At 45.9% G+C, this 20,804-nt stretch carries 31 protein-coding genes; 7 read left to right on the forward strand and 24 right to left on the reverse strand.

The window, feature by feature from the left end; all coding sequences use genetic code 11:
• Positions 1–31: 31 nt before the first annotated feature.
• From secY to rpmE, 23 genes are all read right to left on the reverse strand, one after another.
• A complete protein-coding gene (gene secY / locus R7P72_RS13320) occupies positions 32–1,366 on the reverse strand; it encodes a preprotein translocase subunit SecY (RefSeq protein WP_005379562.1) in 1,335 nt (444 codons plus the stop codon).
• Positions 1,367–1,386: 20 nt separating this feature from the next.
• On the reverse strand, positions 1,387–1,821 hold the full coding sequence (gene rplO, locus R7P72_RS13325) for a 50S ribosomal protein L15 (RefSeq protein WP_005383155.1): 435 nt from the start codon (positions 1,819–1,821) through the stop codon (positions 1,387–1,389).
• Between the two features lie 5 nt (positions 1,822–1,826).
• Positions 1,827–2,003, reverse strand: coding sequence for a 50S ribosomal protein L30 (gene rpmD, locus R7P72_RS13330; protein ID WP_005379565.1), 177 nt, complete (start codon positions 2,001–2,003; stop codon positions 1,827–1,829).
• A 7-nt stretch (positions 2,004–2,010) separates the two neighbouring features.
• Positions 2,011–2,514: a 30S ribosomal protein S5 gene (gene rpsE / locus R7P72_RS13335; protein ID WP_004745894.1), complete on the reverse strand. Its 504-nt coding sequence runs from the start codon at positions 2,512–2,514 to the stop codon at positions 2,011–2,013.
• A gap of 14 nt (positions 2,515–2,528) precedes the next feature.
• Complete coding sequence (rplR, locus tag R7P72_RS13340) at positions 2,529–2,882, reverse strand: 50S ribosomal protein L18 (protein WP_005379568.1); 354 nt, start codon at positions 2,880–2,882, stop codon at positions 2,529–2,531.
• Between the two features lie 9 nt (positions 2,883–2,891).
• Positions 2,892–3,425, reverse strand: a complete 534-nt coding sequence (gene rplF, locus R7P72_RS13345) for a 50S ribosomal protein L6 (protein WP_005379570.1) — start codon at positions 3,423–3,425, stop codon at positions 2,892–2,894.
• 13 nt (positions 3,426–3,438) lie between these two features.
• Positions 3,439–3,831, reverse strand: a complete 393-nt coding sequence (gene rpsH / locus R7P72_RS13350; RefSeq protein WP_005379572.1) for a 30S ribosomal protein S8 — start codon at positions 3,829–3,831, stop codon at positions 3,439–3,441.
• 29 nt (positions 3,832–3,860) lie between these two features.
• Positions 3,861–4,166, reverse strand: coding sequence for a 30S ribosomal protein S14 (gene rpsN / locus R7P72_RS13355; protein WP_004410442.1), 306 nt, complete (start codon positions 4,164–4,166; stop codon positions 3,861–3,863).
• A gap of 17 nt (positions 4,167–4,183) precedes the next feature.
• Positions 4,184–4,723, reverse strand: a complete 540-nt coding sequence (rplE, locus tag R7P72_RS13360; protein WP_005379573.1) for a 50S ribosomal protein L5 — start codon at positions 4,721–4,723, stop codon at positions 4,184–4,186.
• A 23-nt stretch (positions 4,724–4,746) separates the two neighbouring features.
• On the reverse strand, positions 4,747–5,064 hold the full coding sequence (gene rplX / locus R7P72_RS13365) for a 50S ribosomal protein L24 (RefSeq protein ID WP_005379574.1): 318 nt from the start codon (positions 5,062–5,064) through the stop codon (positions 4,747–4,749).
• A gap of 13 nt (positions 5,065–5,077) precedes the next feature.
• On the reverse strand, positions 5,078–5,449 hold the full coding sequence (gene rplN, locus R7P72_RS13370; protein ID WP_004410450.1) for a 50S ribosomal protein L14: 372 nt from the start codon (positions 5,447–5,449) through the stop codon (positions 5,078–5,080).
• A 162-nt stretch (positions 5,450–5,611) separates the two neighbouring features.
• Complete coding sequence (gene rpsQ / locus R7P72_RS13375) at positions 5,612–5,866, reverse strand: 30S ribosomal protein S17 (protein WP_005379575.1); 255 nt, start codon at positions 5,864–5,866, stop codon at positions 5,612–5,614.
• Complete coding sequence (gene rpmC / locus R7P72_RS13380) at positions 5,866–6,057, reverse strand: 50S ribosomal protein L29 (RefSeq protein WP_005379576.1); 192 nt, start codon at positions 6,055–6,057, stop codon at positions 5,866–5,868. Before rpmC ends, rpsQ begins: the two co-directional genes overlap by 1 nt.
• On the reverse strand, positions 6,057–6,467 hold the full coding sequence (rplP, locus tag R7P72_RS13385; RefSeq protein WP_005379577.1) for a 50S ribosomal protein L16: 411 nt from the start codon (positions 6,465–6,467) through the stop codon (positions 6,057–6,059). Before rplP ends, rpmC begins: the two co-directional genes overlap by 1 nt.
• 11 nt (positions 6,468–6,478) lie before the next feature.
• A complete protein-coding gene (rpsC, locus tag R7P72_RS13390; RefSeq protein ID WP_005383161.1) occupies positions 6,479–7,177 on the reverse strand; it encodes a 30S ribosomal protein S3 in 699 nt (232 codons plus the stop codon).
• An 18-nt stretch (positions 7,178–7,195) separates the two neighbouring features.
• On the reverse strand, positions 7,196–7,528 hold the full coding sequence (rplV, locus tag R7P72_RS13395) for a 50S ribosomal protein L22 (protein ID WP_005383164.1): 333 nt from the start codon (positions 7,526–7,528) through the stop codon (positions 7,196–7,198).
• A 10-nt stretch (positions 7,529–7,538) separates the two neighbouring features.
• Entirely contained in the window at positions 7,539–7,817 is a 279-nt protein-coding gene (gene rpsS, locus R7P72_RS13400) for a 30S ribosomal protein S19 (RefSeq protein ID WP_004394525.1), read from the reverse strand.
• A gap of 21 nt (positions 7,818–7,838) precedes the next feature.
• The gene (gene rplB, locus R7P72_RS13405) at positions 7,839–8,663 is read right to left on the reverse strand and encodes a 50S ribosomal protein L2 (protein ID WP_005383168.1); all 825 of its coding nucleotides are present in this window, start codon (positions 8,661–8,663) and stop codon (positions 7,839–7,841) included.
• A gap of 15 nt (positions 8,664–8,678) precedes the next feature.
• Positions 8,679–8,981: a 50S ribosomal protein L23 gene (rplW, locus tag R7P72_RS13410; protein ID WP_004398471.1), complete on the reverse strand. Its 303-nt coding sequence runs from the start codon at positions 8,979–8,981 to the stop codon at positions 8,679–8,681.
• A complete protein-coding gene (rplD, locus tag R7P72_RS13415) occupies positions 8,978–9,580 on the reverse strand; it encodes a 50S ribosomal protein L4 (RefSeq protein WP_005379556.1) in 603 nt (200 codons plus the stop codon). Before rplD ends, rplW begins: the two co-directional genes overlap by 4 nt.
• Positions 9,581–9,597: 17 nt before the next feature.
• The gene (rplC, locus tag R7P72_RS13420; RefSeq protein WP_005379555.1) at positions 9,598–10,227 is read right to left on the reverse strand and encodes a 50S ribosomal protein L3; all 630 of its coding nucleotides are present in this window, start codon (positions 10,225–10,227) and stop codon (positions 9,598–9,600) included.
• A gap of 14 nt (positions 10,228–10,241) precedes the next feature.
• Positions 10,242–10,553: a 30S ribosomal protein S10 gene (gene rpsJ, locus R7P72_RS13425; protein WP_004410492.1), complete on the reverse strand. Its 312-nt coding sequence runs from the start codon at positions 10,551–10,553 to the stop codon at positions 10,242–10,244.
• Positions 10,554–11,009: 456 nt separating this feature from the next.
• Positions 11,010–11,231, reverse strand: a complete 222-nt coding sequence (rpmE, locus tag R7P72_RS13430) for a 50S ribosomal protein L31 (RefSeq protein ID WP_005379546.1) — start codon at positions 11,229–11,231, stop codon at positions 11,010–11,012.
• A 295-nt stretch (positions 11,232–11,526) separates the two neighbouring features.
• Between rpmE and priA the strand changes: the two genes are divergently transcribed.
• The 7 genes from priA (at position 11,527) to rraA (ending at position 20,151) form a co-directional block, all read left to right on the forward strand.
• Positions 11,527–13,731 (forward strand): primosomal protein N', encoded by a 2,205-nt coding sequence (gene priA, locus R7P72_RS13435; RefSeq protein ID WP_182015973.1) that lies wholly within the window; start codon positions 11,527–11,529, stop codon positions 13,729–13,731.
• 303 nt (positions 13,732–14,034) lie between these two features.
• Entirely contained in the window at positions 14,035–15,063 is a 1,029-nt protein-coding gene (cytR, locus tag R7P72_RS13440; RefSeq protein WP_254901949.1) for a DNA-binding transcriptional regulator CytR, read from the forward strand.
• A gap of 225 nt (positions 15,064–15,288) precedes the next feature.
• The gene (gene ftsN / locus R7P72_RS13445; RefSeq protein WP_017820300.1) at positions 15,289–15,837 is read left to right on the forward strand and encodes a cell division protein FtsN; all 549 of its coding nucleotides are present in this window, start codon (positions 15,289–15,291) and stop codon (positions 15,835–15,837) included.
• A 115-nt stretch (positions 15,838–15,952) separates the two neighbouring features.
• Complete coding sequence (gene hslV, locus R7P72_RS13450; protein WP_005379541.1) at positions 15,953–16,504, forward strand: ATP-dependent protease subunit HslV; 552 nt, start codon at positions 15,953–15,955, stop codon at positions 16,502–16,504.
• 23 nt (positions 16,505–16,527) lie between these two features.
• The gene (gene hslU / locus R7P72_RS13455; RefSeq protein ID WP_025768349.1) at positions 16,528–17,859 is read left to right on the forward strand and encodes an HslU--HslV peptidase ATPase subunit; all 1,332 of its coding nucleotides are present in this window, start codon (positions 16,528–16,530) and stop codon (positions 17,857–17,859) included.
• Between the two features lie 791 nt (positions 17,860–18,650).
• Positions 18,651–19,568, forward strand: coding sequence for a 1,4-dihydroxy-2-naphthoate polyprenyltransferase (locus tag R7P72_RS13460; protein ID WP_005379538.1), 918 nt, complete (start codon positions 18,651–18,653; stop codon positions 19,566–19,568).
• A 76-nt stretch (positions 19,569–19,644) separates the two neighbouring features.
• Positions 19,645–20,151, forward strand: coding sequence for a ribonuclease E activity regulator RraA (gene rraA, locus R7P72_RS13465; protein ID WP_005379537.1), 507 nt, complete (start codon positions 19,645–19,647; stop codon positions 20,149–20,151).
• A 135-nt stretch (positions 20,152–20,286) separates the two neighbouring features.
• Here the strand turns inward: rraA and zapB are convergent, their stop codons facing one another.
• A complete protein-coding gene (zapB, locus tag R7P72_RS13470) occupies positions 20,287–20,529 on the reverse strand; it encodes a cell division protein ZapB (RefSeq protein WP_005379536.1) in 243 nt (80 codons plus the stop codon).
• Positions 20,530–20,804 lie beyond the last annotated feature (275 nt).

Here is a 20,804-nt window from a genome sequence, read left to right on the forward strand (position 1 = left end):
CTCCGTAAATGAAACTGAGTCTACCGCCGGATTAACGGCCGTAGCCTTTCAGATTCGCTTTCTTCAACACAGAATCATACTGTTGAGACATCAGATGAGTCTGTACCTGTGCCATAAAGTCCATAATTACAACAACTACGATTAGTAGCGATGTACCGCCGAAGTAGAAACGTACGTTCCACGCGACCATCATGAACTCGGGAATCAGACAGATAAAGGTAATGTACAGTGCACCAGCAAGGGTTAAACGTGTCATTACTTTATCAATGTATTTCGCTGTCTGCTCACCTGGGCGGATACCGGGTACGAATGCACCAGACTTCTTCAAGTTATCTGCTGTTTCACGCGGGTTGAAAACCAACGCCGTGTAGAAGAAACAGAAGAAGATAATTGCTGCTGCATAAAGCATTACATACAACGGTTGACCAGGGCTAAGAGCCAAAGACACGTCAGTTAACCAACCGAACGCGCTGCTCTCACCGTTTTGACCAAACCACTGAGCCAATGTTCCTGGGAACAAGATAATACTTGATGCAAAAATCGCTGGAATTACACCTGCCATGTTAATTTTAAGAGGCAAGTGCGAGCTTTGCGCAGCAAACACTTTACGACCTTGTTGACGTTTCGCATAGTTAACGACGATTCGGCGTTGACCACGTTCCATGAAAACAACGAAGTAAATTACTGCAAAAGCTAATACCGCGATTAGCAACAGAAGAAGTACATGCAATTCACCTTGACGCGCTTGCTCGATTGTTTGACCGATTGCAGAAGGCAATCCAGCAACAATACCTGCAAAAATCAGTATCGAAATACCGTTACCAATTCCGCGCTCTGTAATTTGTTCACCTAACCACATCAAGAACATGGTACCGGTTACTAAACTTACGGTGGCAATTAGCGTAAACATGGTTTGGTTGATAACAACCAGATTGTCGACCATGTTTGGTAGGCCAGTTGCAATACCTATAGCTTGGAAGGTTGCAAGTACAAGCGTGCCGTAGCGTGTGTATTGGCTTATCTTACGACGGCCTGCTTCACCCTCTTTTTTGAGTTCAGCTAACGCTGGATGAACTACAGTTAGCAATTGGACAACAATAGATGCCGAAATATACGGCATGATGCCCAATGCTAATATAGATGCACGCTCAAGAGCACCACCGGAGAACATGTTAAACATTTCAACGATGGTACCTTTTTGCTGTTCGAACAAATCGGCAAGTACAGCAGCGTCAATACCAGGAATCGGCACAAAAGAGCCGGCTCGGAATACTAAAAGTGCACCAATTACGAATAACAAGCGCGACTTTAGTTCACTTAAGCCGCTCTGAGCACTACGAAAATCTTGTCCTGGTTTCTTAGCCATCTGTACCTCGTTCCTCGAGATTATTCCTCGATTTTACCGCCTGCAGCTTCGATTGCAGCTTTAGCGCCTTTAGTCACACGTAGACCTTTAACAGTCACTGCTTTGTTGATTTCACCAGAAAGAACAACTTTTACAAATTCGATGTTCTTAGTGATGATGTTAGCAGCTTTAAGACTGTTTAGATCAACTACGTCACCAGAAACTTTCGCTAGCTCAGCTAGACGAACTTCAGCAGACACTAGGCTCTTACGAGAAGTGAAACCGAATTTTGGTAGACGTTGTTTCAGAGGCATCTGACCGCCTTCGAAACCTGGACGAACACTGCCGCCAGAACGTGATTTTTGACCTTTGTGACCACGGCCACCAGTTTTACCTAGGCCAGAACCGATACCACGACCTACTCGCTTCGCAGAAGTTTTCGCGCCAGCAGCCGGTGCTAGAGTATTCAAACGCATTCTGATTACTCCTCAACTTTAACCATGTAGTAAACCTTGTTGATCATACCGCGAATACACGGAGTATCTTCAAGTTCTACTGTGTGGTTGATTTTACGAAGACCTAGACCGCGCAAAGTAGCTTTGTGCTTTGGCAGACGACCAATTGAGCTTTTAGTTTGAGTTACTTTAATAGTTGCCATGGTGTTCTTACTCCGAAATAGATTCAACAGTTAGACCACGTTTAGCAGCAACCATTTCTGGTGACTTCATGCTACCTAGTGCATCGATCGTTGCACGAACGATGTTGATAGGGTTCGTAGAACCGTACGCTTTAGATAGTACGTTGTGTACACCAGCAACTTCTAGTACTGCACGCATCGCACCACCTGCGATAACACCAGTACCTTCTGCAGCAGGCTGCATGTAAACTTTAGAGCCCGAATGGCGACCTTTCACTGGGTGGTGAAGAGTGCCTTCGTTTAGAGCGATCGTAGTCATGTTACGACGCGCTTTTTCCATTGCTTTTTGAATCGCTGCAGGTACTTCACGAGCTTTGCCGTAACCGAAACCTACACGACCGTTACCGTCACCAACTACTGTTAGTGCAGTGAAGCTCATGATTCGACCACCTTTAACCGTTTTAGAAACACGGTTAACTGCGATTAGCTTTTCTTGCAAATCATTCGCTTGAACTTGTTGTTCTTTAGCCATCTTCCAACCCTACCTTAGAATTTCAGACCAGCTTCGCGAGCAGATTCTGCTAGCGCCGCTACTCGACCGTGGTATTGGAAACCAGAACGATCAAATGCAACTGCAGTTACGCCCTTCTCTAGAGCGCGCTCAGCAATAGCTTTACCCACTGCTTTAGCTGCATCAACGTTACCAGTGTATTTCACTTGCTCACGGATCGCTTTTTCTACAGTAGAAGCTGCTGCGATAACCTCAGAGCCGTTAGCCGCGATAACCTGTGCGTACACGTGACGAGGAGTACGGTGTACAACTAGGCGAGTCGCACCCAGTTCTGCAATCTTACGACGTGCACGTGTAGCACGACGGATGCGAGATGCTTTCTTATCCATAGTGTTACCTTACTTCTTCTTAGCTTCTTTAGTACGCACATTTTCATCTGCGTAACGAACACCTTTGCCTTTGTATGGCTCAGGCTCACGGTAAGAACGAATGTCAGCCGCAACTTGACCAACTAGTTGCTTGTCAGCACCAGTGATCACGATTTCAGTTTGGCTTGGACATTCAGCTTTAATACCCGCTGGCAACTCGTGCTCAACTGGGTGTGAGAAGCCTAGTGTTAGACCTACAGCGTTGCCTTTGATAGCAGCACGGTAACCTACACCTTTAAGAGTTAGCTTCTTAGTAAAGCCTTCAGTAACACCAACAACCATGTTGTTAACTAGAGCGCGAGCAGTACCTGCTTGAGCCCATGCGTTAGCAACACCTTCTTTAGGACCGAAAGTCAGGTTATTTTCTTCCTGAGCGATTACAACTGCGTTGTTAAGAACGCGAGTTAGTTCGCCTTTCGCACCTTTTACAGTGATTTCTTGGCCGTTTAGTTTCACCTCTACGCCAGCTGGAATAGCGACAGGTGCTTTTGCAACACGAGACATAGTCTACTCCTTATTAAGCTACGTAAGCGATGATTTCACCACCAAGACCTGCTTTACGTGCAGCGCGGTCTGACATAAGACCCTTGGAAGTAGAAACGATAGCAATACCAAGACCACCCATTACAGAAGGAAGTTCATCTTTCTTCTTGTAAACACGTAGACCTGGACGAGAAACACGTTTAAGTTGCTCGATTACTGGTTTAGCTTGGAAGTACTTAAGTGTAACTTCTAGCTCAGGTTTTGCTTCGCCTTCAACAGCGAAGTCAACGATGTAACCTTCAGCTTTTAGTAGTGCAGCAATTGCAACTTTAAGCTTTGAAGAAGGCATTTTTACAGCAACTTTGTTTGCTGCCTGACCGTTACGAACACGGGTCAGCATATCCGAAATCGGATCTTGCATGCTCATATGATTTACTCCAAATGATTAAGTGGCAATTACCAGCTAGCCTTACGAAGACCCGGAATCTCGCCTTTCATGCAAGCTTCACGAACCTTAATACGGCTTAGACCGAACTTACGTAGGTAACCGTGTGGACGACCAGTTTGGTTGCAACGGTTGCGCTGACGTGATGCACTTGAATCACGTGGAAGAGATTGCAGTGTAAGAACCGCGTTCCAACGATCTTCTTCAGATGCGTTTACATCGCTGATGATAGCTTTTAGCGCTGCACGCTTTTCAGCGAACTTAGCTACTAGCTTCGCACGTTTTGCTTCACGTGCTTTCATTGAATTTTTAGCCATAACAGTAACCCTTCACCTTACTTACGGAATGGGAAGTTAAAGGCAGCCAGCAGAGCACGGCCTTCCTCATCAGTACCAGCAGACGTCGTAATAGTGATGTCTAGACCGCGTACTCGATCAACTTTATCAAAGTCGATTTCCGGGAAGATGATTTGCTCGCGAACGCCCATGCTGTAGTTACCGCGACCGTCAAAAGACTTAGCGCTAACACCACGGAAGTCACGTACACGTGGAAGAGCGATGTTAATTAAACGCTCAAGAAAATCCCACATACGTTCGCCACGCAAGGTTACTTTACAACCGATAGGGTAGCCTTCACGGATTTTGAAACCTGCAACAGATTTGCGCGCTTTTGTGATAAGTGGCTTTTGACCAGAGATCGTTGCCATATCAGACGCTGCATTTTCTAGCAGTTTCTTATCGTTGATTGCTTCACCAACACCCATGTTTAGGGTGATTTTCTCGATTCTAGGGACTTGCATGACGCTTGTGTAACCGAACTGTTTGGTCAGTTCAGCGACTACAGACGACTTGTAGTAATCATGCAGTTTCGCCATAGTAGAACTCCAAATTACTTCTATTAGTTAGAAACGGTTTCGCCGTTAGACTTGAAGAAACGAACTTTTTTGCCGTCTTCAAAACGGAAACCGATACGGTCAGCTTTACCAGTAGCTGCGTTAAAGATAGCCACGTTAGAAACGTCGATAGCTGCTTCTTGCTCTACGATACCGCCTTGGATACCCATAGCTGGAACAGGTTTCTGATGTTTCTTAACTAGGTTGATACCTTCAACGATAACTTTACCAGTTGCTAGAACCTTAGTTACTTTACCTTTCTTGCCTTTGTCTTTACCAGCAAGAACGATTACTTCGTCATTACGACGGATTTTAGCTGCCATTTCTACGTGCTCCTTACAGAACTTCTGGAGCCAGTGAAACGATCTTCATGAACTTATCGCCACGAAGTTCGCGTGTCACAGGACCAAAGATACGTGTACCGATTGGTTGCTCAGTATTGTCGTTTAGCAATACGCAAGCATTTCGGTCGAAGCGAATGACAGAACCGTCAGGACGACGTACGCCTTTACGGGTGCGCACTACCACCGCCTTCAGAACATCACCTTTTTTAACTTTACCGCGAGGGATTGCTTCCTTCACAGTAACTTTGATGACGTCACCGATATGTGCATAACGGCGGTGAGAGCCACCCAGAACCTTAATACACATTACGCTGCGTGCGCCTGAGTTATCAGCTGCGTCCAGCATACTTTGCATTTGGATCATGTTAGTGCTCCGCTAAATATTAATAACTAGACCCATCACGGGTCGGGCTGCCTCTTTAAAAGGGACGCGAATTGTACCACCCTTTTTTGTGATTGGGTAGTCAAAAAATAAACGGCTCCAAAAATATTTTGGAGCCGCTTTAGTTTCATAGAATTAACGAGATTAAATCTTCGCCTTTTCTAGAACTTTTACCAAAGTCCAAGACTTAGTCTTAGACAGTGGACGACACTCTGCGATTTCAACTGTGTCGCCTAGGCCACACTCGTTGTTCTCGTCATGTGCGTGTACTTTAGTCGTACGTTTTACGTATTTACCGTAGATTGGGTGTTTTACGAAACGTTCGATAGCAACAGTGATAGACTTGTCCATCTTGTCGCTAACAACACGACCTTGTTGAGTACGTTTTACTTCGCTCATTATGCGCCTGCCTTCTCAGTCAAAACAGTTTTCACACGTGCGATATCACGGCGTACAGCTTTCAGAGTATGAGTTTGCTGTAGTTGACCAGTCGCAGCTTGCATGCGCAAGTTGAACTGTTCGCGTAGCAAATTCATTAGCTCAGCGTTAAGCTCTTCAACGCTTTTCTCGCGTAGATCTTGTGCTTTCATCACATCACCTGCTTAGTTACAAATGTAGTTTTGAAAGGCAGTTTACGTGCCGCAAGACGGAACGCTTCACGTGCCAATTCTTCAGGTACACCACCCATTTCGTACATAACCTTACCAGGTTGGATTTGGGCTACCCAGTACTCAACGTTACCTTTACCCTTACCTTGACGAACTTCAAGTGGTTTTTCTGTGATTGGTTTGTCTGGGAACACACGGATCCAGATTTTACCTTGACGCTTAACGTGACGTGTCATTGCACGACGTGCCGCTTCGATTTGACGAGCAGTTAGACGACCACGGCCAACAGCTTTAAGACCGAATTCGCCGAAGCTTACATCAGTACCTTTAGCTAGACCACGGTTACGACCAGTCTGAACCTTACGGAACTTAGTACGTTTAGGTTGTAGCATCTGTCGACTCCTTACTTACGGCCTTTACGCTGCTTCTTAGGCTTGTCGCCTTTAGGCTCTACAGCGTTAGCTGCTGGCATACCACCTAGGATTTCACCTTTGAAGATCCAAGTTTTAATGCCGATCACACCGTATTGAGTGTGAGCCGAAGAAGTTGCGTAATCAATGTCAGCACGTAGAGTGTGTAGAGGCACACGGCCTTCACGGTACCACTCTGAACGTGCGATTTCAGCGCCGCCTAGACGACCGCTTACTTCCACTTTGATACCTTTAGCGCCTAGGCGCATTGCGTTTTGTACTGCGCGCTTCATAGCACGACGGAACATAACACGACGCTCTAGCTGAGACGCGATGCTGTCACCAACAAGTTGCGCATCTAGTTCAGGCTTACGTACTTCAGCGATGTTAATTTGCGCTGGTACACCTGCAATTTTAGCTACAGCTGCGCGTAGCTTCTCAACGTCTTCACCTTTCTTACCGATAACAACGCCTGGACGAGCAGTGTGAATAGTCACACGGATGCTCTTAGCAGGACGCTCGATAACGATACGTGATAGAGACGCTTTTTTCAGTTCACTTGTAAGGAACTGACGTACCTTGAAGTCGCCGTCTAGGTTGTCAGCGAAATCTTTGGTGTTAGCAAACCATGTAGCATTCCAAGGCTTAACGATGCCTAGACGAATACCATTTGGATGTACTTTTTGACCCATTGCTTACTCTCCTAGTCTCTAGCGATCTGCTACAACAACAGTGATGTGGCTTGAACGCTTCAAGATACGATCCGCACGACCTTTAGCACGAGGCATAATACGCTTCATGGTTGGGCCTTCATCTACAAAGATTTTTGCGACATTCAGATCGTCAATATCTGCACCTTCGTTGTGCTCCGCGTTAGCGATAGCAGACTCTAGAACTTTCTTAACTAGTGCAGCAGCTTTTTTGTTGCTGAACGTTAGGATTTCTAGAGCTTGGTCAACAGATTTACCACGGATTAGATCCGCAACTAAGCGAGCTTTCTGAGGCGAAATGCGAGCAAAGTTATGTTTAGCAATTGCTTCCATTATCTACTCCTTAGCGCTTCTTAGCTTTCTTATCCGCAGCGTGACCGCGGTAAGTGCGTGTTGGTGCGAATTCACCCAGTTTGTGACCGATCATTTCATCAGTTACAAATACTGGTACGTGCTGACGACCATTATGGACAGCGATGGTCAAACCGATCATCGTAGGGATGATCATTGAACGACGGGACCAAGTCTTAATAGGCTTTTTGTCTCCGCTTTCCACCGCTTTCTCTACCTTCTTCAGCAAGTGTAGGTCAATAAAAGGACCTTTCTTGAGAGAACGTGGCATGGCGATTCCTCTTTATATAGATTACTTGTTACGACGACGTACGATGTACTTGTCAGTGCGTTTGTTCTTACGAGTCTTGAAGCCTTTAGTAGGCATACCCCAAGGAGATACTGGGTGACGACCACCAGAAGTACGGCCTTCACCACCACCATGTGGGTGGTCAATCGGGTTCATTACAACACCACGAACCGTTGGACGGATACCGCGATGACGTGATGCACCTGCTTTACCAAGTTCACGTAGCATGTGCTCAGAGTTACCAACTTCACCGATTGTTGCACGGCCTTCAGAAAGAACTTTGCGCATCTCGCCAGAACGTAGACGGATAGTTACGTACGCACCGTCGCGAGCAACGATTTGAGCGTAAGCACCAGCCGAACGAGCTAGCTGACCACCTTTACCAGGCTTAAGTTCAACGTTATGTACTGTTGAACCTACTGGGATATTACGCATTGGTAGAGTGTTACCAGCTTTGATTGGTGCATCAACACCAGACTGAATAACATCACCAGCTACAACACCTTTAGGTGCTAGGATGTAGCGACGCTCACCGTCTTTGTAAAGAACTAGAGCAATGTTTGCGCTACGGTTTGGATCGTATTCAAGACGCTCAACTGTCGCTGGAATACCATCTTTAGTACGTTTGAAGTCAACTACACGGTAGTGGTGCTTGTGACCACCGCCGATGTGACGTACTGTGATACGACCCTTGTTGTTACGACCACCGTTCTTAGAGTTTTTCTCTAGAAGAGGTGCGTATGGCTTGCCCTTGTGTAGGTCAGCGTTAACAACTTTAACAACGTGACGACGACCAGGGGAAGTCGGCTTACATTTAACAATAGCCATTTTTAACTACTCCTGTTATTCCGCGCCGCCAACGAAGTCAAGATCTTGACCTTCTTTCAAAGTAACGTACGCTTTCTTAACGTCGCTGCGGCGACCTTGGCGTAGACCTTGACGTTTGGTCTTACCCTTAGTGATAAGAGTATTTACAGACTTAACTTCAACTTCAAATAGCTTTTCTACAGCTGCTTTGATCTCTTTTTTAGTTGCATCTTTAGCTACTTTGAAAACGATAGTGTTCGCTTTCTCAGCTGCCATAGTTGCTTTTTCAGAGATGTGCGGTGCACGTAGAACTTTTAGGATACGCTCTTCAGTGATCATGCTAGCATTTCCTCTACTTGCTTAACTGCTTCTGCAGTCATTACAACTTTGTCAAACGCGATTAGAGATACTGGATCGATACCAGCAACATCACGTGCGTCAACTTTGTATAGGTTACGAGCAGCTAGGAATAGATTCTCATCTACTTCGCTAGTCACGATTAGAGCGTCAGTTAGCTCAAGCTCTTTAAGCTTAGCAACTAGCTCTTTAGTCTTTGGTGCTTCAACTGAGAAGTTATCAACAACGATTAGACGCTCTTGACGAACAAGCTCAGAAAGAATGCTCTTCATAGCACCACGGTACATTTTTTTGTTTACTTTTTGGCTGTGATCTTGTGGTTTCGCAGCAAAAGTAACACCACCTGTACGCCAGATTGGGCTACGGATTGTACCAGCACGCGCACGGCCAGTACCTTTTTGACGCCATGGCTTAGCGCCACCGCCAGAAACTTCTGAACGTGTTTTTTGAGCACGAGTACCTTGACGAGCACCTGCTGCGTACGCAACAACTACTTGGTGTACAAGAGCTTCGTTAAACTCACGTCCGAAAGTAGTTTCGGAAACAGTTAGTGCATCGGCACCTTTAACCATTAGTTCCATTACTTACTCCTGAGACGTTATGCTTTAACAGCTGGTTTAACGATCACGTTGCCGCCAGTTGCGCCTGGGACTGCACCTTTAATAAGAAGCAGGTTGCGCTCAGCGTCAACACGTACGATCTCTAGGTTTTGAGTCGTTACACGCTCAGCACCCATGTGACCTGCCATTTTCTTGCCTTTAAATACGCGACCTGGAGTCTGACATTGACCGATAGAACCAGGAGCACGGTGAGACAATGAGTTACCGTGAGTCATATCTTGAGTACGGAAGTTCCAACGCTTAACAGCGCCTTGGAAACCTTTACCCTTAGATGTACCAGTAACGTCTACTTTCTTAGTTTCGTTGAATAGTTCAACAGTTAGTTCTGAACCAACTTCGAACTCTTCGCCGTTTTCTAAACGGAATTCCCAAAGACCGCGACCAGCTTCAACGCCAGCTTTAGCAAAGTGACCTGCTTCAGCTTTGTTTACACGGTTAGCTTTCTTAGAACCAGCTGTAACCTGGATTGCTGCGTAGCCGTCAGTTTCAAGAGTTTTCACTTGAGAAACACGGTTAGCTTCAACCTCAACAACTGTTACTGGGATAGAAACGCCTTCTTCAGTAAATACGCGGGTCATGCCCACTTTACGACCGATTAGACCAATCATACTTCTAATCTCCCTTAACCTAGGCTAATTTGAACGTCAACGCCCGCAGCAAGGTCTAGACGCATTAGAGCATCAACAGTCTTGTCTGTTGGCTCAACGATGTCGATTAGACGCTTGTGAGTACGGATTTCGTACTGGTCACGTGCTTTCTTGTTAACGTGTGGAGAGATAAGAACTGTGAAACGCTCTTTACGAGTTGGCAGTGGGATTGGACCACGAACCTGTGCGCCAGTGCGCTTAGCTGTTTCAACGATTTCCGCTGTAGAAGCATCGATTAGTTTGTAATCGAAAGCTTTTAGGCGGATACGGATACGTTGGTTCTGCATGAGACAGAGCTCCAAATTTAATAAATTACACAAACAATATCGCCACTCAAACTCGTCAAGACGAGAGAATGCCGATTGATTTATGTGAAACCGTAGCATCCAAGATTAGGACGCATTGTCAGTTAATTTTCGATTAACTATCCCTATATGCCAAAGTCACCTTTGAGGATAGTTTTTCCGAAGAAAAGATAGCTAATTGTATTAACCGCGAACATAAGCTGAGTATACATTACCTCGCAAATCCTTAGATTTGCTCGCTCCTCACTGCTCATTGGTTCACAACTGGCTTAACCAGTGCGCTGCATTATACAGATCACACTTTAGGTTGCAAGCGCTGAGTGAAAAATAATCGGGAATATTCCAAACCCCATACATTCCTCTTCGCTTGGTAGCCATTAAAACAAAAAGGACGCCGAAGCGTCCTTTTCTAAACTGTAATCGTAATAGCGGCTGCTATTATTTCTTACCGCTTGATAGTGCACCGAAACGCTTGTTGAAGCGATCAACACGGCCGCCTGTATCAACGATACGTTGCTTACCAGTGTAGAATGGGTGACACTTGTCACATACGTCTAGGTGGATAGACTCTTTACCTAGAGTAGAGTTGAACTCAAAAGAGTTGCCGCAAGAACAAGTAGCTTTTACTGCTTTGTATTCTGGGTGGATACCAGCTTTCATGGGATAACCTCAATAGTAGGCCGTGTCGCTATACGAATCTAAGCCGCACACCACACGCAATTAATAATAAAATGGGATACCGCATCAACTAATTGCCGAAGCCATATCTCAAGGCGCGATATAGTAAAGAATCACATTGCTCGGATCAACACATTTGGCAACTTTTTCGCCACTTTTTTAGCCAGACTAATCATAGAGGCACGATTCACGCTGAATCACATAGCTTTACTCGAATTTCCATACCGATTTTAATAGACTCTCATTTCCTTTCCCTCTTTTTAATAGCTAAGAATTTATGCGTCCAACCATTGCTAGAGTGGCATTACCCGTTCCGCTCGACAAACAATTTGATTACGCCATTCCGGGGCACCTGTTTCCGATCATTGGTGGACGCGTTTCCGTGCCTTTTGGACGCCAAACCTTAGTCGGCATCGTCACCGCAATGGTTAATCACTCGGACTTTCCCAAAGATCAACTCAAGCCAATCAAAGCAGTTCTTGATTCTCAGCCGATATGGTCTGAAAAGCTTTATTCGTTGCTGACTTGGTGCAGCCAGTTCTACCAATACCCACTTGGAGATACGCTACACAATGCGATGCCAGCAGCTCTACGTAAAGGAAAGCCTGCAGATTTTGCGACGCTACAAGAGTGGCAAATTACCGAATCCGGTAAAGACAAGCTGATGCAAGGGCTTGATCGTCGAGCGGTCAAACAACAGAAGGTCTTGCAAATGTTGGTTAACGGCGCTTTGCCTCACCAGGAATTTGTCGACCAAGAGATAGCCTCAACAGTACTAAAGTCTTTAGAAGAGAAAGGCTGGATTGAACGTATCGAGAAGAAGCCTGTAATCACCCAGTGGGGACAGCACGTTGAATGCGACGTCGAGAAGCCAAAGCTCAACCACGAACAAGCGCTGGCTATTGCGAGTGTAAATAGCCAAACAGGTTTTGCCTCCTATTTATTAGAAGGCGTCACGGGCTCAGGTAAGACAGAAGTGTACCTCAACCTTATCAAGCCAGTTTTAGAGCAAGGGAAACAAGCCTTGGTTTTAGTACCAGAGATTGGCTTAACGCCCCAAACCATCAACCGCTTTAAACGCCGTTTTAATGTGCCAGTTGACGTCATCCACTCCGGGTTAAACGAGACGGAGCGTCTGAATGCGTGGCTTTCTGCACGCGACAAAGCGGCCGGAATCATTATCGGCACACGCTCTGCCCTACTCGCGCCTTTTGCTGATCTCGGGATTATCATTGTGGACGAGGAACATGACACCTCTTACAAACAGCAAGATAGCTTGCGTTATCATGCACGCGATGTTGCTGTAATGCGCGCTCATAAAGAACAAGTTCCGATTGTTCTGGGCTCAGCCACACCTGCACTGGAGACATTGCACAATGCCTTGTCAGGCAAGTATCACCATTTAACACTAACCCAACGAGCTGGCTCTGCCGTGCCAACCACCAATAAAGTGTTAGATGTAAAAGGTCAGTATTTAGAAAGTGGCTTATCTGCCCAACTGATTGCCGAGATGCGCAAGCATTTAAAAGCTGGCAATCAAGTAATGTTGTTTCTTAACCGCCGAGGCTTTTCGCCCGCTTTGATGTGCCATGAATGCGGTTGGATTGCAGAATGTAAACGCTGTGATGCGTACTACACGTTCCACCATTACAGCAACGAAATACGCTGCCATCACTGCGGCTCACAACAACCGGTAATTCATCAGTGTCAGGGGTGTGGTTCAACTCAACTGGTTACCGTCGGCGTAGGAACGGAACAACTCGAACAACAATTGGCTCAGTTATTTCCAGAATACAACGCCATTCGCATCGACAGAGACAGCACACGCCGCAAAGGTAGTTTGGAAGATGCCCTTGAATCGATTCGTAAAGGTGAACATCAAATTCTGATTGGCACCCAAATGCTGGCTAAGGGGCACCATTTTCCAAATGTAACGCTCGTTGCTCTTTTGGATGTTGATGGCTCTCTCTATAGTAGTGACTTCCGCGCTTCCGAGCGACTAGCGCAGTTGTTTATTCAAGTCGCAGGTCGTGCCGGCCGCGCAAGTAAACCTGGCGAGGTTATCCTACAAACCCACCATCCTGAGCACAGCTTGCTGCAGGCCCTACTTGAAAAAGACTATCGCCACTTTGCTATGACTGCTCTGGAAGAACGCAAACTGGCTCAGCTTCCGCCTTATAGTTTCTTGACTCTGTTTAAAGCAGAGGCGAACCAAAGTGAGGTAGTTGAAGACTTCCTGCGTCAGGTTCGCTTTACGTTAGAGTCACACCCTCTGTTCGATGATTCCTGCATGGTGTTAGGCCCTACTCCTTCACCTTTGGCCAAGCGGGCTGGTAAATACCGTTGGCAACTATTACTGCAAACTCAGCATCGTTCATTGATGCAAAAGTTATTAACCAGTGCCAAACCTGCTATTGAGTTGTTGCCAAATGCTAAGAAAGTGCGCTGGAATTTAGACATAGAACCACAAGATCTCAGCTAGCAAACGTTTAACTATGTAATGAATTACCATTTAATGTGACCAGAATCACACCAAGATTACAATTTTTGTTAAACAGACCGTAACTTTCACTTTAGAAATGAATAGACTATCCAAATTAGAAAAGTCTAAAGTGACTTGTTTGCACAGGCTTAGATTAAAACAATGACTATTCCCACAAATTGATATCGCGGTGAAGAATCCATTTTCCCACTCGTTAACACGAACTGAGCGAAGAGCAAATACAGCTCTAACTCGGTTTGATTACTCTGATTTCAAACCGGAATAACGTCATCTTGGCAAAAAATAAATGAGAGGTTAAAAACTATGGCGACAATGAAGGATGTTGCCCAGCTTGCGGGAGTGTCTACGGCTACGGTATCTCGAGCCTTAATGAATCCAGAGAAAGTCTCTTCTTCTACAAGAAAGAGAGTAGAAGATGCCGTACTTGAAGCGGGTTATTCTCCAAACTCATTAGCGCGTAACTTACGTAGAAACGAATCAAAAACCATTGTTACTATCGTTCCCGACATCTGTGATCCTTATTTTTCTGAAATTATTCGCGGTATTGAAGATGCAGCCATGGAACATGGCTATCTAGTCCTGTTGGGTGATAGCGGACAACAGAAGAAACGCGAAAGCTCTTTCGTTAACCTCGTATTTACTAAGCAGGCAGATGGAATGCTACTGCTTGGTACAGATCTACCATTCGATGTCAGTAAGCCAGAGCAAAAGAACTTACCTCCGATGGTAATGGCGTGTGAATTTGCGCCAGAGCTCGAGCTTCCGACAGTACATATTGATAACCTGACCTCAGCATTTGAAGCGGTGAATTACCTGACCCAATTAGGTCATAAACGCATTGCTCAAATCTCTGGACCAGATACAGCAATATTGTGTCAGTTCCGCCAGCAAGGCTACCAACAAGCCCTGCGCCGTGCCGGCATCAATAAAGATCCACAATATAGTGTCATTACTGAGTTCTCTTTTGATGGCGGAGCAAAAGCCGTTCGTAAACTGCTCGAATTGCCAGAACCACCAACGGCTATTTTCTGTCACTGTGACACAATGGCCATCGGCGCAATTCAAGAAGCGAAAAAGCTTGGCTTACGAGTACCGCAAGATCTCTCTGTTGTGGGCTTTGATGACATTAACTTCGCTCAGTACTGCGATCCACCGTTGACCACCATCTCTCAACCTCGCTATGAGATTGGTCGACAAGCGATGCTAATGATGCTCGAGATGTTAAAAGGCCACGACGTGCATTCAGGCTCGCGTCTGCTTGAAACTAATCTCGTCATTCGTGGAAGTGCAGCGCCACCACAGCGCCCTTAACCTAAAGATTAGGTATTCATCCCCAAAGCGGTGCTAAGGCGCCGCTTTTTTATTTACCCCTCCTGCTTTTTGTATATCCCCGAATAAATATAAGCGAGAACAGAAACACACTCCTACACTCGGGCGTTGTCGCGCTTTAGCTATCAAGATTCTATCAATAGGGTGTTTTCTCAACTCGTTCTGGATTAACATATTTGCAAGAATCCTTGATGACCAGAAATAACCGTGGCAAATAGAGATTATGTAAGACGGGGGCGAGGCGCCCCAAAAAAGTCGACAAAAAAACAGCCGCCGAGAAGAAAAAAACCTTGGCGCAGTGGCCTGCTCGCTATCTTGCTCGTGGGCGGTTTTGGCTATGGTCTTTACCTTTTGAGTAGCGACCCAGAACCTAAACAACCAGTCGTGAAGCAGCCAACAACCACTGTAAGCAAACCAAAGCCGAAAAAAGACTTGCCGCCACCACCAGAAGAAAAATGGGAATATGTTGAGTCACTACCGAAACGTGAAGTTGAAGTTGTGGCTAAAGAAATTGAAGTTTCTAAAATTCCTTACATCATGCAGTGTGGCGCGTACAAAACCCAGGCACAAGCCGAAGAGCGTAAGCTTGCAATCGCGTTCCAAGGGATGTCGAGCAAGATTCGTAAGAAAGAAGGCAGTTCATGGTATCGCGTGGTGCTAGGTCCGTATAAGTTCAAACGTGATGCAGAACGTGACCGTCATAAACTGCAACGCGCGAAAATCGAGCCGTGTGCGATTTGGAAAGAAAATCTTTAAACTCAGGCCCTAGGAGCTAAGATCCTAGGGCCTTTCTTTTTGCCCCCTTGAATCCCCATTTCTCCTCCCCCATATACTGAATTAAATCCAAAGAGAAATAATCAAGAGGTCGACTGTGACTACCATTGTATCTGTACGTCGAAATAATAAAGTCGTCATCGCGGGTGATGGCCAAGTATCTCTAGGCAATACCGTAATGAAAGGTAATGCGCGCAAAGTTCGCCGCCTATACAACAACCAAGTACTAGCGGGCTTTGCCGGCGGTACTGCGGATGCCTTCACCCTTTTTGAGCGCTTCGAAAGCAAACTGCAAATGCACCAAGGTCACCTAACCAAAGCGGCAGTTGAGCTAGCCAAAGACTGGCGTAGCGATCGTGCTTTGCGCAAGCTCGAAGCCTTACTTGCCGTTGCCGACGAAACCGCATCGTTAATCATTACCGGTAATGGTGATGTCGTACAGCCAGAACACGACCTGATTGCGATTGGCTCTGGTGGTGCTTACGCACAAGCTGCCGCAACCGCCCTACTAGAAAACACAGATCTAGATGCCCGTGAGATCGCGGAAAAAGCTCTCAATATCGCGGGTGATATTTGTGTCTTCACTAACCATCACCACACGGTAGAAGAGCTAGACTCAACAGCAGAGCCTGAAAAACCAACCGCGTAATCGTAACGAAGTAAGGAAAGAATATGTCTGAAATGACGCCTCGCGAAATCGTTCATGAATTGAACCGCCACATTATCGGTCAAGAAAAAGCCAAGCGTTCGGTTGCGATTGCACTTCGTAACCGCTGGCGCCGCATGCAGCTTGAAGAAAGCTTGCGTGCCGAAGTGACGCCAAAAAACATCTTGATGATTGGTCCTACTGGTGTTGGTAAGACTGAAATCGCACGACGCCTCGCAAAACTGGCAAATGCCCCTTTCATCAAAGTTGAAGCGACAAAATTCACCGAAGTGGGTTACGTTGGTAAAGAAGTTGAAACCATCATCCGTGACCTAACAGATGTCGCTGTGAAAATGACGCATCAACAAGCGATGGAAAAAGTGAAATTCCGCGCAGAAGAACAAGCGGAAGAACGCATTCTTGATGCGCTACTGCCACCAGCACGTGATAGCTGGGGTCAAGCAGAGCAAACAGAAGAGTCTTCTCACACTCGCCAGATCTTCCGTAAGAAACTGCGTGAAGGCCAACTAGACGATAAAGAAATTGAAATCGACGTAGCCGCACCACAAATGGGCGTAGAGATCATGGCGCCTCCTGGTATGGAAGAGATGACTAACCAGCTGCAAGGCATGTTCCAAAACCTAGCTGGCGACACCAAGAAAAAACGTAAGCTGAAAATCAAAGACGCAATGAAAGCGTTAGCGGAAGAAGAAGCGGCGAAACTGGTTAACCAAGAAGAGCTGAAAGAAGCAGCGATTTTCAACGTTGAAAACAACGGCATCGTATTTATCGATGAGATCGACAAGATCTGTAAACGTGGCGAGAGCTCAGGCCCAGACGTTTCACGCGAAGGTGTTCAGCGCGACCTACTTCCATTGATTGAAGGCAGCACGGTATCAACCAAGCACGGCATGGTAAAAACAGACCACATTCTGTTTGTTGCATCTGGTGCATTCCAAGTGGCAAAACCATCTGACTTGATCCCAGAATTGCAAGGTCGTCTACCAATTCGTGTTGAGCTAGAAGCACTAAGCAGCAACGACTTCAAACGCATTCTGACAGAACCAAAAGCCTCTCTAACAGAGCAGTACGTTGCGTTGATGAAAACGGAAGATGTGGACATCGAATTCACAGAAGACGGCATCACGCAAATCGCGGAAGCGGCATGGACGGTCAACGAAAGCACAGAAAACATCGGTGCTCGTCGCTTACACACCGTAATGGAACGCTTGATGGATGAAATCTCTTACGACGCAGCGGAGCAATCTGGCGCTAAATTCGTTATTGATTCCGCTTATGTGAAAGCGCGCCTAGGCGACACGATTGAAGATGAAGATCTAAGCCGCTTTATTCTTTAACCGCAATCTATCCCACCAAAGCCCAGAACCTTGTTTCTGGGCTTTTTGTTTAGAATGGCGGTGACTTTGACAACATCTAAATCAAAAGCTCTCGTCATTCTAGCGAGCTTAAGCGAGACTAAGAATCTGCTAACAGCAAACGCCTTTCTTTCCCACTCGCCTTCACCACCGCACAATCGGACGATAGATTCTGAATCACACTCGTTCCTCGCTGTTCAGAATGACGGTGACTTAGACAAAATCTAAATCAAAAGAGCTCGTCATTCTAGCGAGCTCAAGCGAGACTAAGAATCTGGTAACAGCGGACGCCTATTCTTTCCCACTCCCCTTCACCACCGCACAATCGGATGATCGATTCTGAATCACCTCGTTCCTCGCTGTTCAGAATGACGGTGACTTTGAAAACATCTAAATCAAAAGACCTCGTCATTTTAGCGAGCTCAAGCGAGACTAAGACTCAGCTAACAGCAAGCTCCTATTCCTTCCCACTCACCTTAACCACGGCACTATTGGGACGATAGATTCTGAATCACCTCGTTCCTGGCTGTTCAGAATGACGGTGACTTAGACAACATCTAGACCAAAAGCTCTCGTCATTCTAGCGAGATCCAGCGAGACTAAGAATCTGCTAACAGCAGACGCCTATTCTTTCCCACTCACCTTCACCACCGCACAATCGGACGATAGATTCTGAATAACCCTTTGACTTCTAGCTGAGTTGTTTTAGGTCAATAGCGTATCTGCCTCTTTGTGCTTATACTGGGCACATTGGTTACTAGCACGAAATTTCCATGAAACAATCTCTACAGATCTGGCTTGAAGCCGCTCGTCCAAAAACATTACCTCTGGCATTGGTCTCTATCTTAACAGGTAGCGTGCTCGCGTACTCGGCGGGTCATTTCTCACTGACGATTGCCATCATGGCTTTCGTAACCGCGACATTGCTGCAAATTCTGTCCAACCTGGCAAACGACTATGGCGATGCCGTTCAAGGTACAGATAACGACAAACGCCTCGGCCCATTACGAGCGATGCAGTCAGGCGCGGTAAGTGCGAAACAGATGAAACAGGCGATTATCTTTAACATCGCTCTGACCGCCATTTCAGGCTTGGTGTTGGTTTTCTATTCACTAAGTTCACTGGAAAGCATTGTCACTTTTATCGGGCTGGGAATTCTGGCCATTCTCGCAGCCATTGCTTATACCATGGGTAGCAAACCATACGGTTACGTGGGGCTTGGCGATATTTCAGTTTTCTTGTTTTTTGGTTTACTCGGCGTATCCGGTACTTATTTCTTGCATACTGGTCACGTAGATACCACGCTATTCTTACCTGCTCTAGGCTGCGGTTTACTCGCCGTTGCAGTACTCAACATCAACAATATGCGTGATATCGAGAACGACCGAGAGTGTGGTAAACGCACAGTCGCAGTGCGATTGGGTCAACGCAAAGCCAAGCATTACCACTTTGTTTTACTTGGCGGTGCTATTCTTGCCTTTGCGGCTTACTTGTTAATTCAAGACAAACCCGTTTGGATTAGCTTGCCATTTTTACTTAGTATTTATTTCGTGGCCGATCATGGTAAAGCGGTTTGGCATACACAAAAGCCCGCTCAGATAGCACCAATGATGCCAGTCATCGTGAAATGCTCTTTAGTCACCAACGTTTTGTTTGCAACAATTGTGGTAGCTCAAACTCTAGTAAGTTAAAAAAGGATTGTCATTGCATTGACTTAATGCCTAGATATACTCAAAGACAACCAATTTCTGTTTAGAAAGGTACGCTATGGAATACAATACCTCAGCACTCTGTGATATCTACCTCGATCAGGTAGATGTGGTTGAACCAATGTTCAGTAACTTTGGCGGTCGCGCTTCATTTGCCGGGCAAATCACCACCATCAAGTGTTTTGAAGATAATTCGTTGATCCGCGAGACATTAGAGCAAGATGGACTTGGTCGCGTTTTGTTAATTGACGGTGGCGGTTCCCTACGTAAAGCCCTTATCGATGCAGAAATCGCAACCATTGCGGAAGAAAACGAGTGGGAAGGCATTGTCGTTTACGGCTGTGTTCGTGAAGTAGATGAACTTGAAGATATGAACTTAGGCATTCAAGCCCTCGCTTCTATTCCTGTTGGAGCGACCAGTCAGGGGATTGGCGAATTGGATGTACCAGTCAACTTTGGCGGCGTCAGCTTCTTACCTGAAGATTATATTTATGCTGATAGCACCGGAATTATCCTGTCGCCTGAACCATTGAATATTGATTTAGAGTTGGATGAAGAAGCATAGCGAGTCTTAGGTGTCTAAGTTATAGGGTCTTCTCTTGGCTCTTAGCGCCTAGCCTTGTCTTAACATTTTCTACTTCCCTAAAACACAAACACCCGCTTAACGCGGGTGTTTTTAATTTGGAATGAAGAAGCCGAATTATTCCACTTCGTCCATTTTGCCAAGTAGTGCACGAATGCGCTCTTGCCATTGTGCGTGCTCTTGCTGTGCTTGTTGTGCTTTTTGCTCTAGCTCTTCACGTTGAGAGCGAAGCTCGTTCGCTTCTTCCGCAAGTTTAGCTTTATCTTCTTTCAGCTCTTCGACTTCCATCTGAAGAAGAGTGATTGTGTCAACTGCAGTTTGAATTTTAGATTCTAGTTGTTCTAGTACTTCAAAAGACATCTTGGCCTACCTATGTTATTCCGTTGGGACGATGTGCGAGATTGATGCACACCTAACCTATATAAGGTTCATTCTACTCAGCGTCGCGATGAGAAACACTCACTATATTCGATATTTTGCATCATTCGGTCAAAAAATCAGCGCAATCTCACTAAACGCTGACTTTTCTTGTCGCCGAAGCATTTTTGAGCAAGGATTTTGCGTCTCGCTACGCTGAAAATCGCCCTAAGTATTGATCAAATTCAAGTTAGATAAAGTAAAAGCCTCGCAAAAAG

It is taken from the genome of Vibrio sp. Vb0888, from assembly GCF_033338835.1.
Classification (GTDB): Bacteria; Pseudomonadota; Gammaproteobacteria; order Enterobacterales; family Vibrionaceae; genus Vibrio; species Vibrio alginolyticus.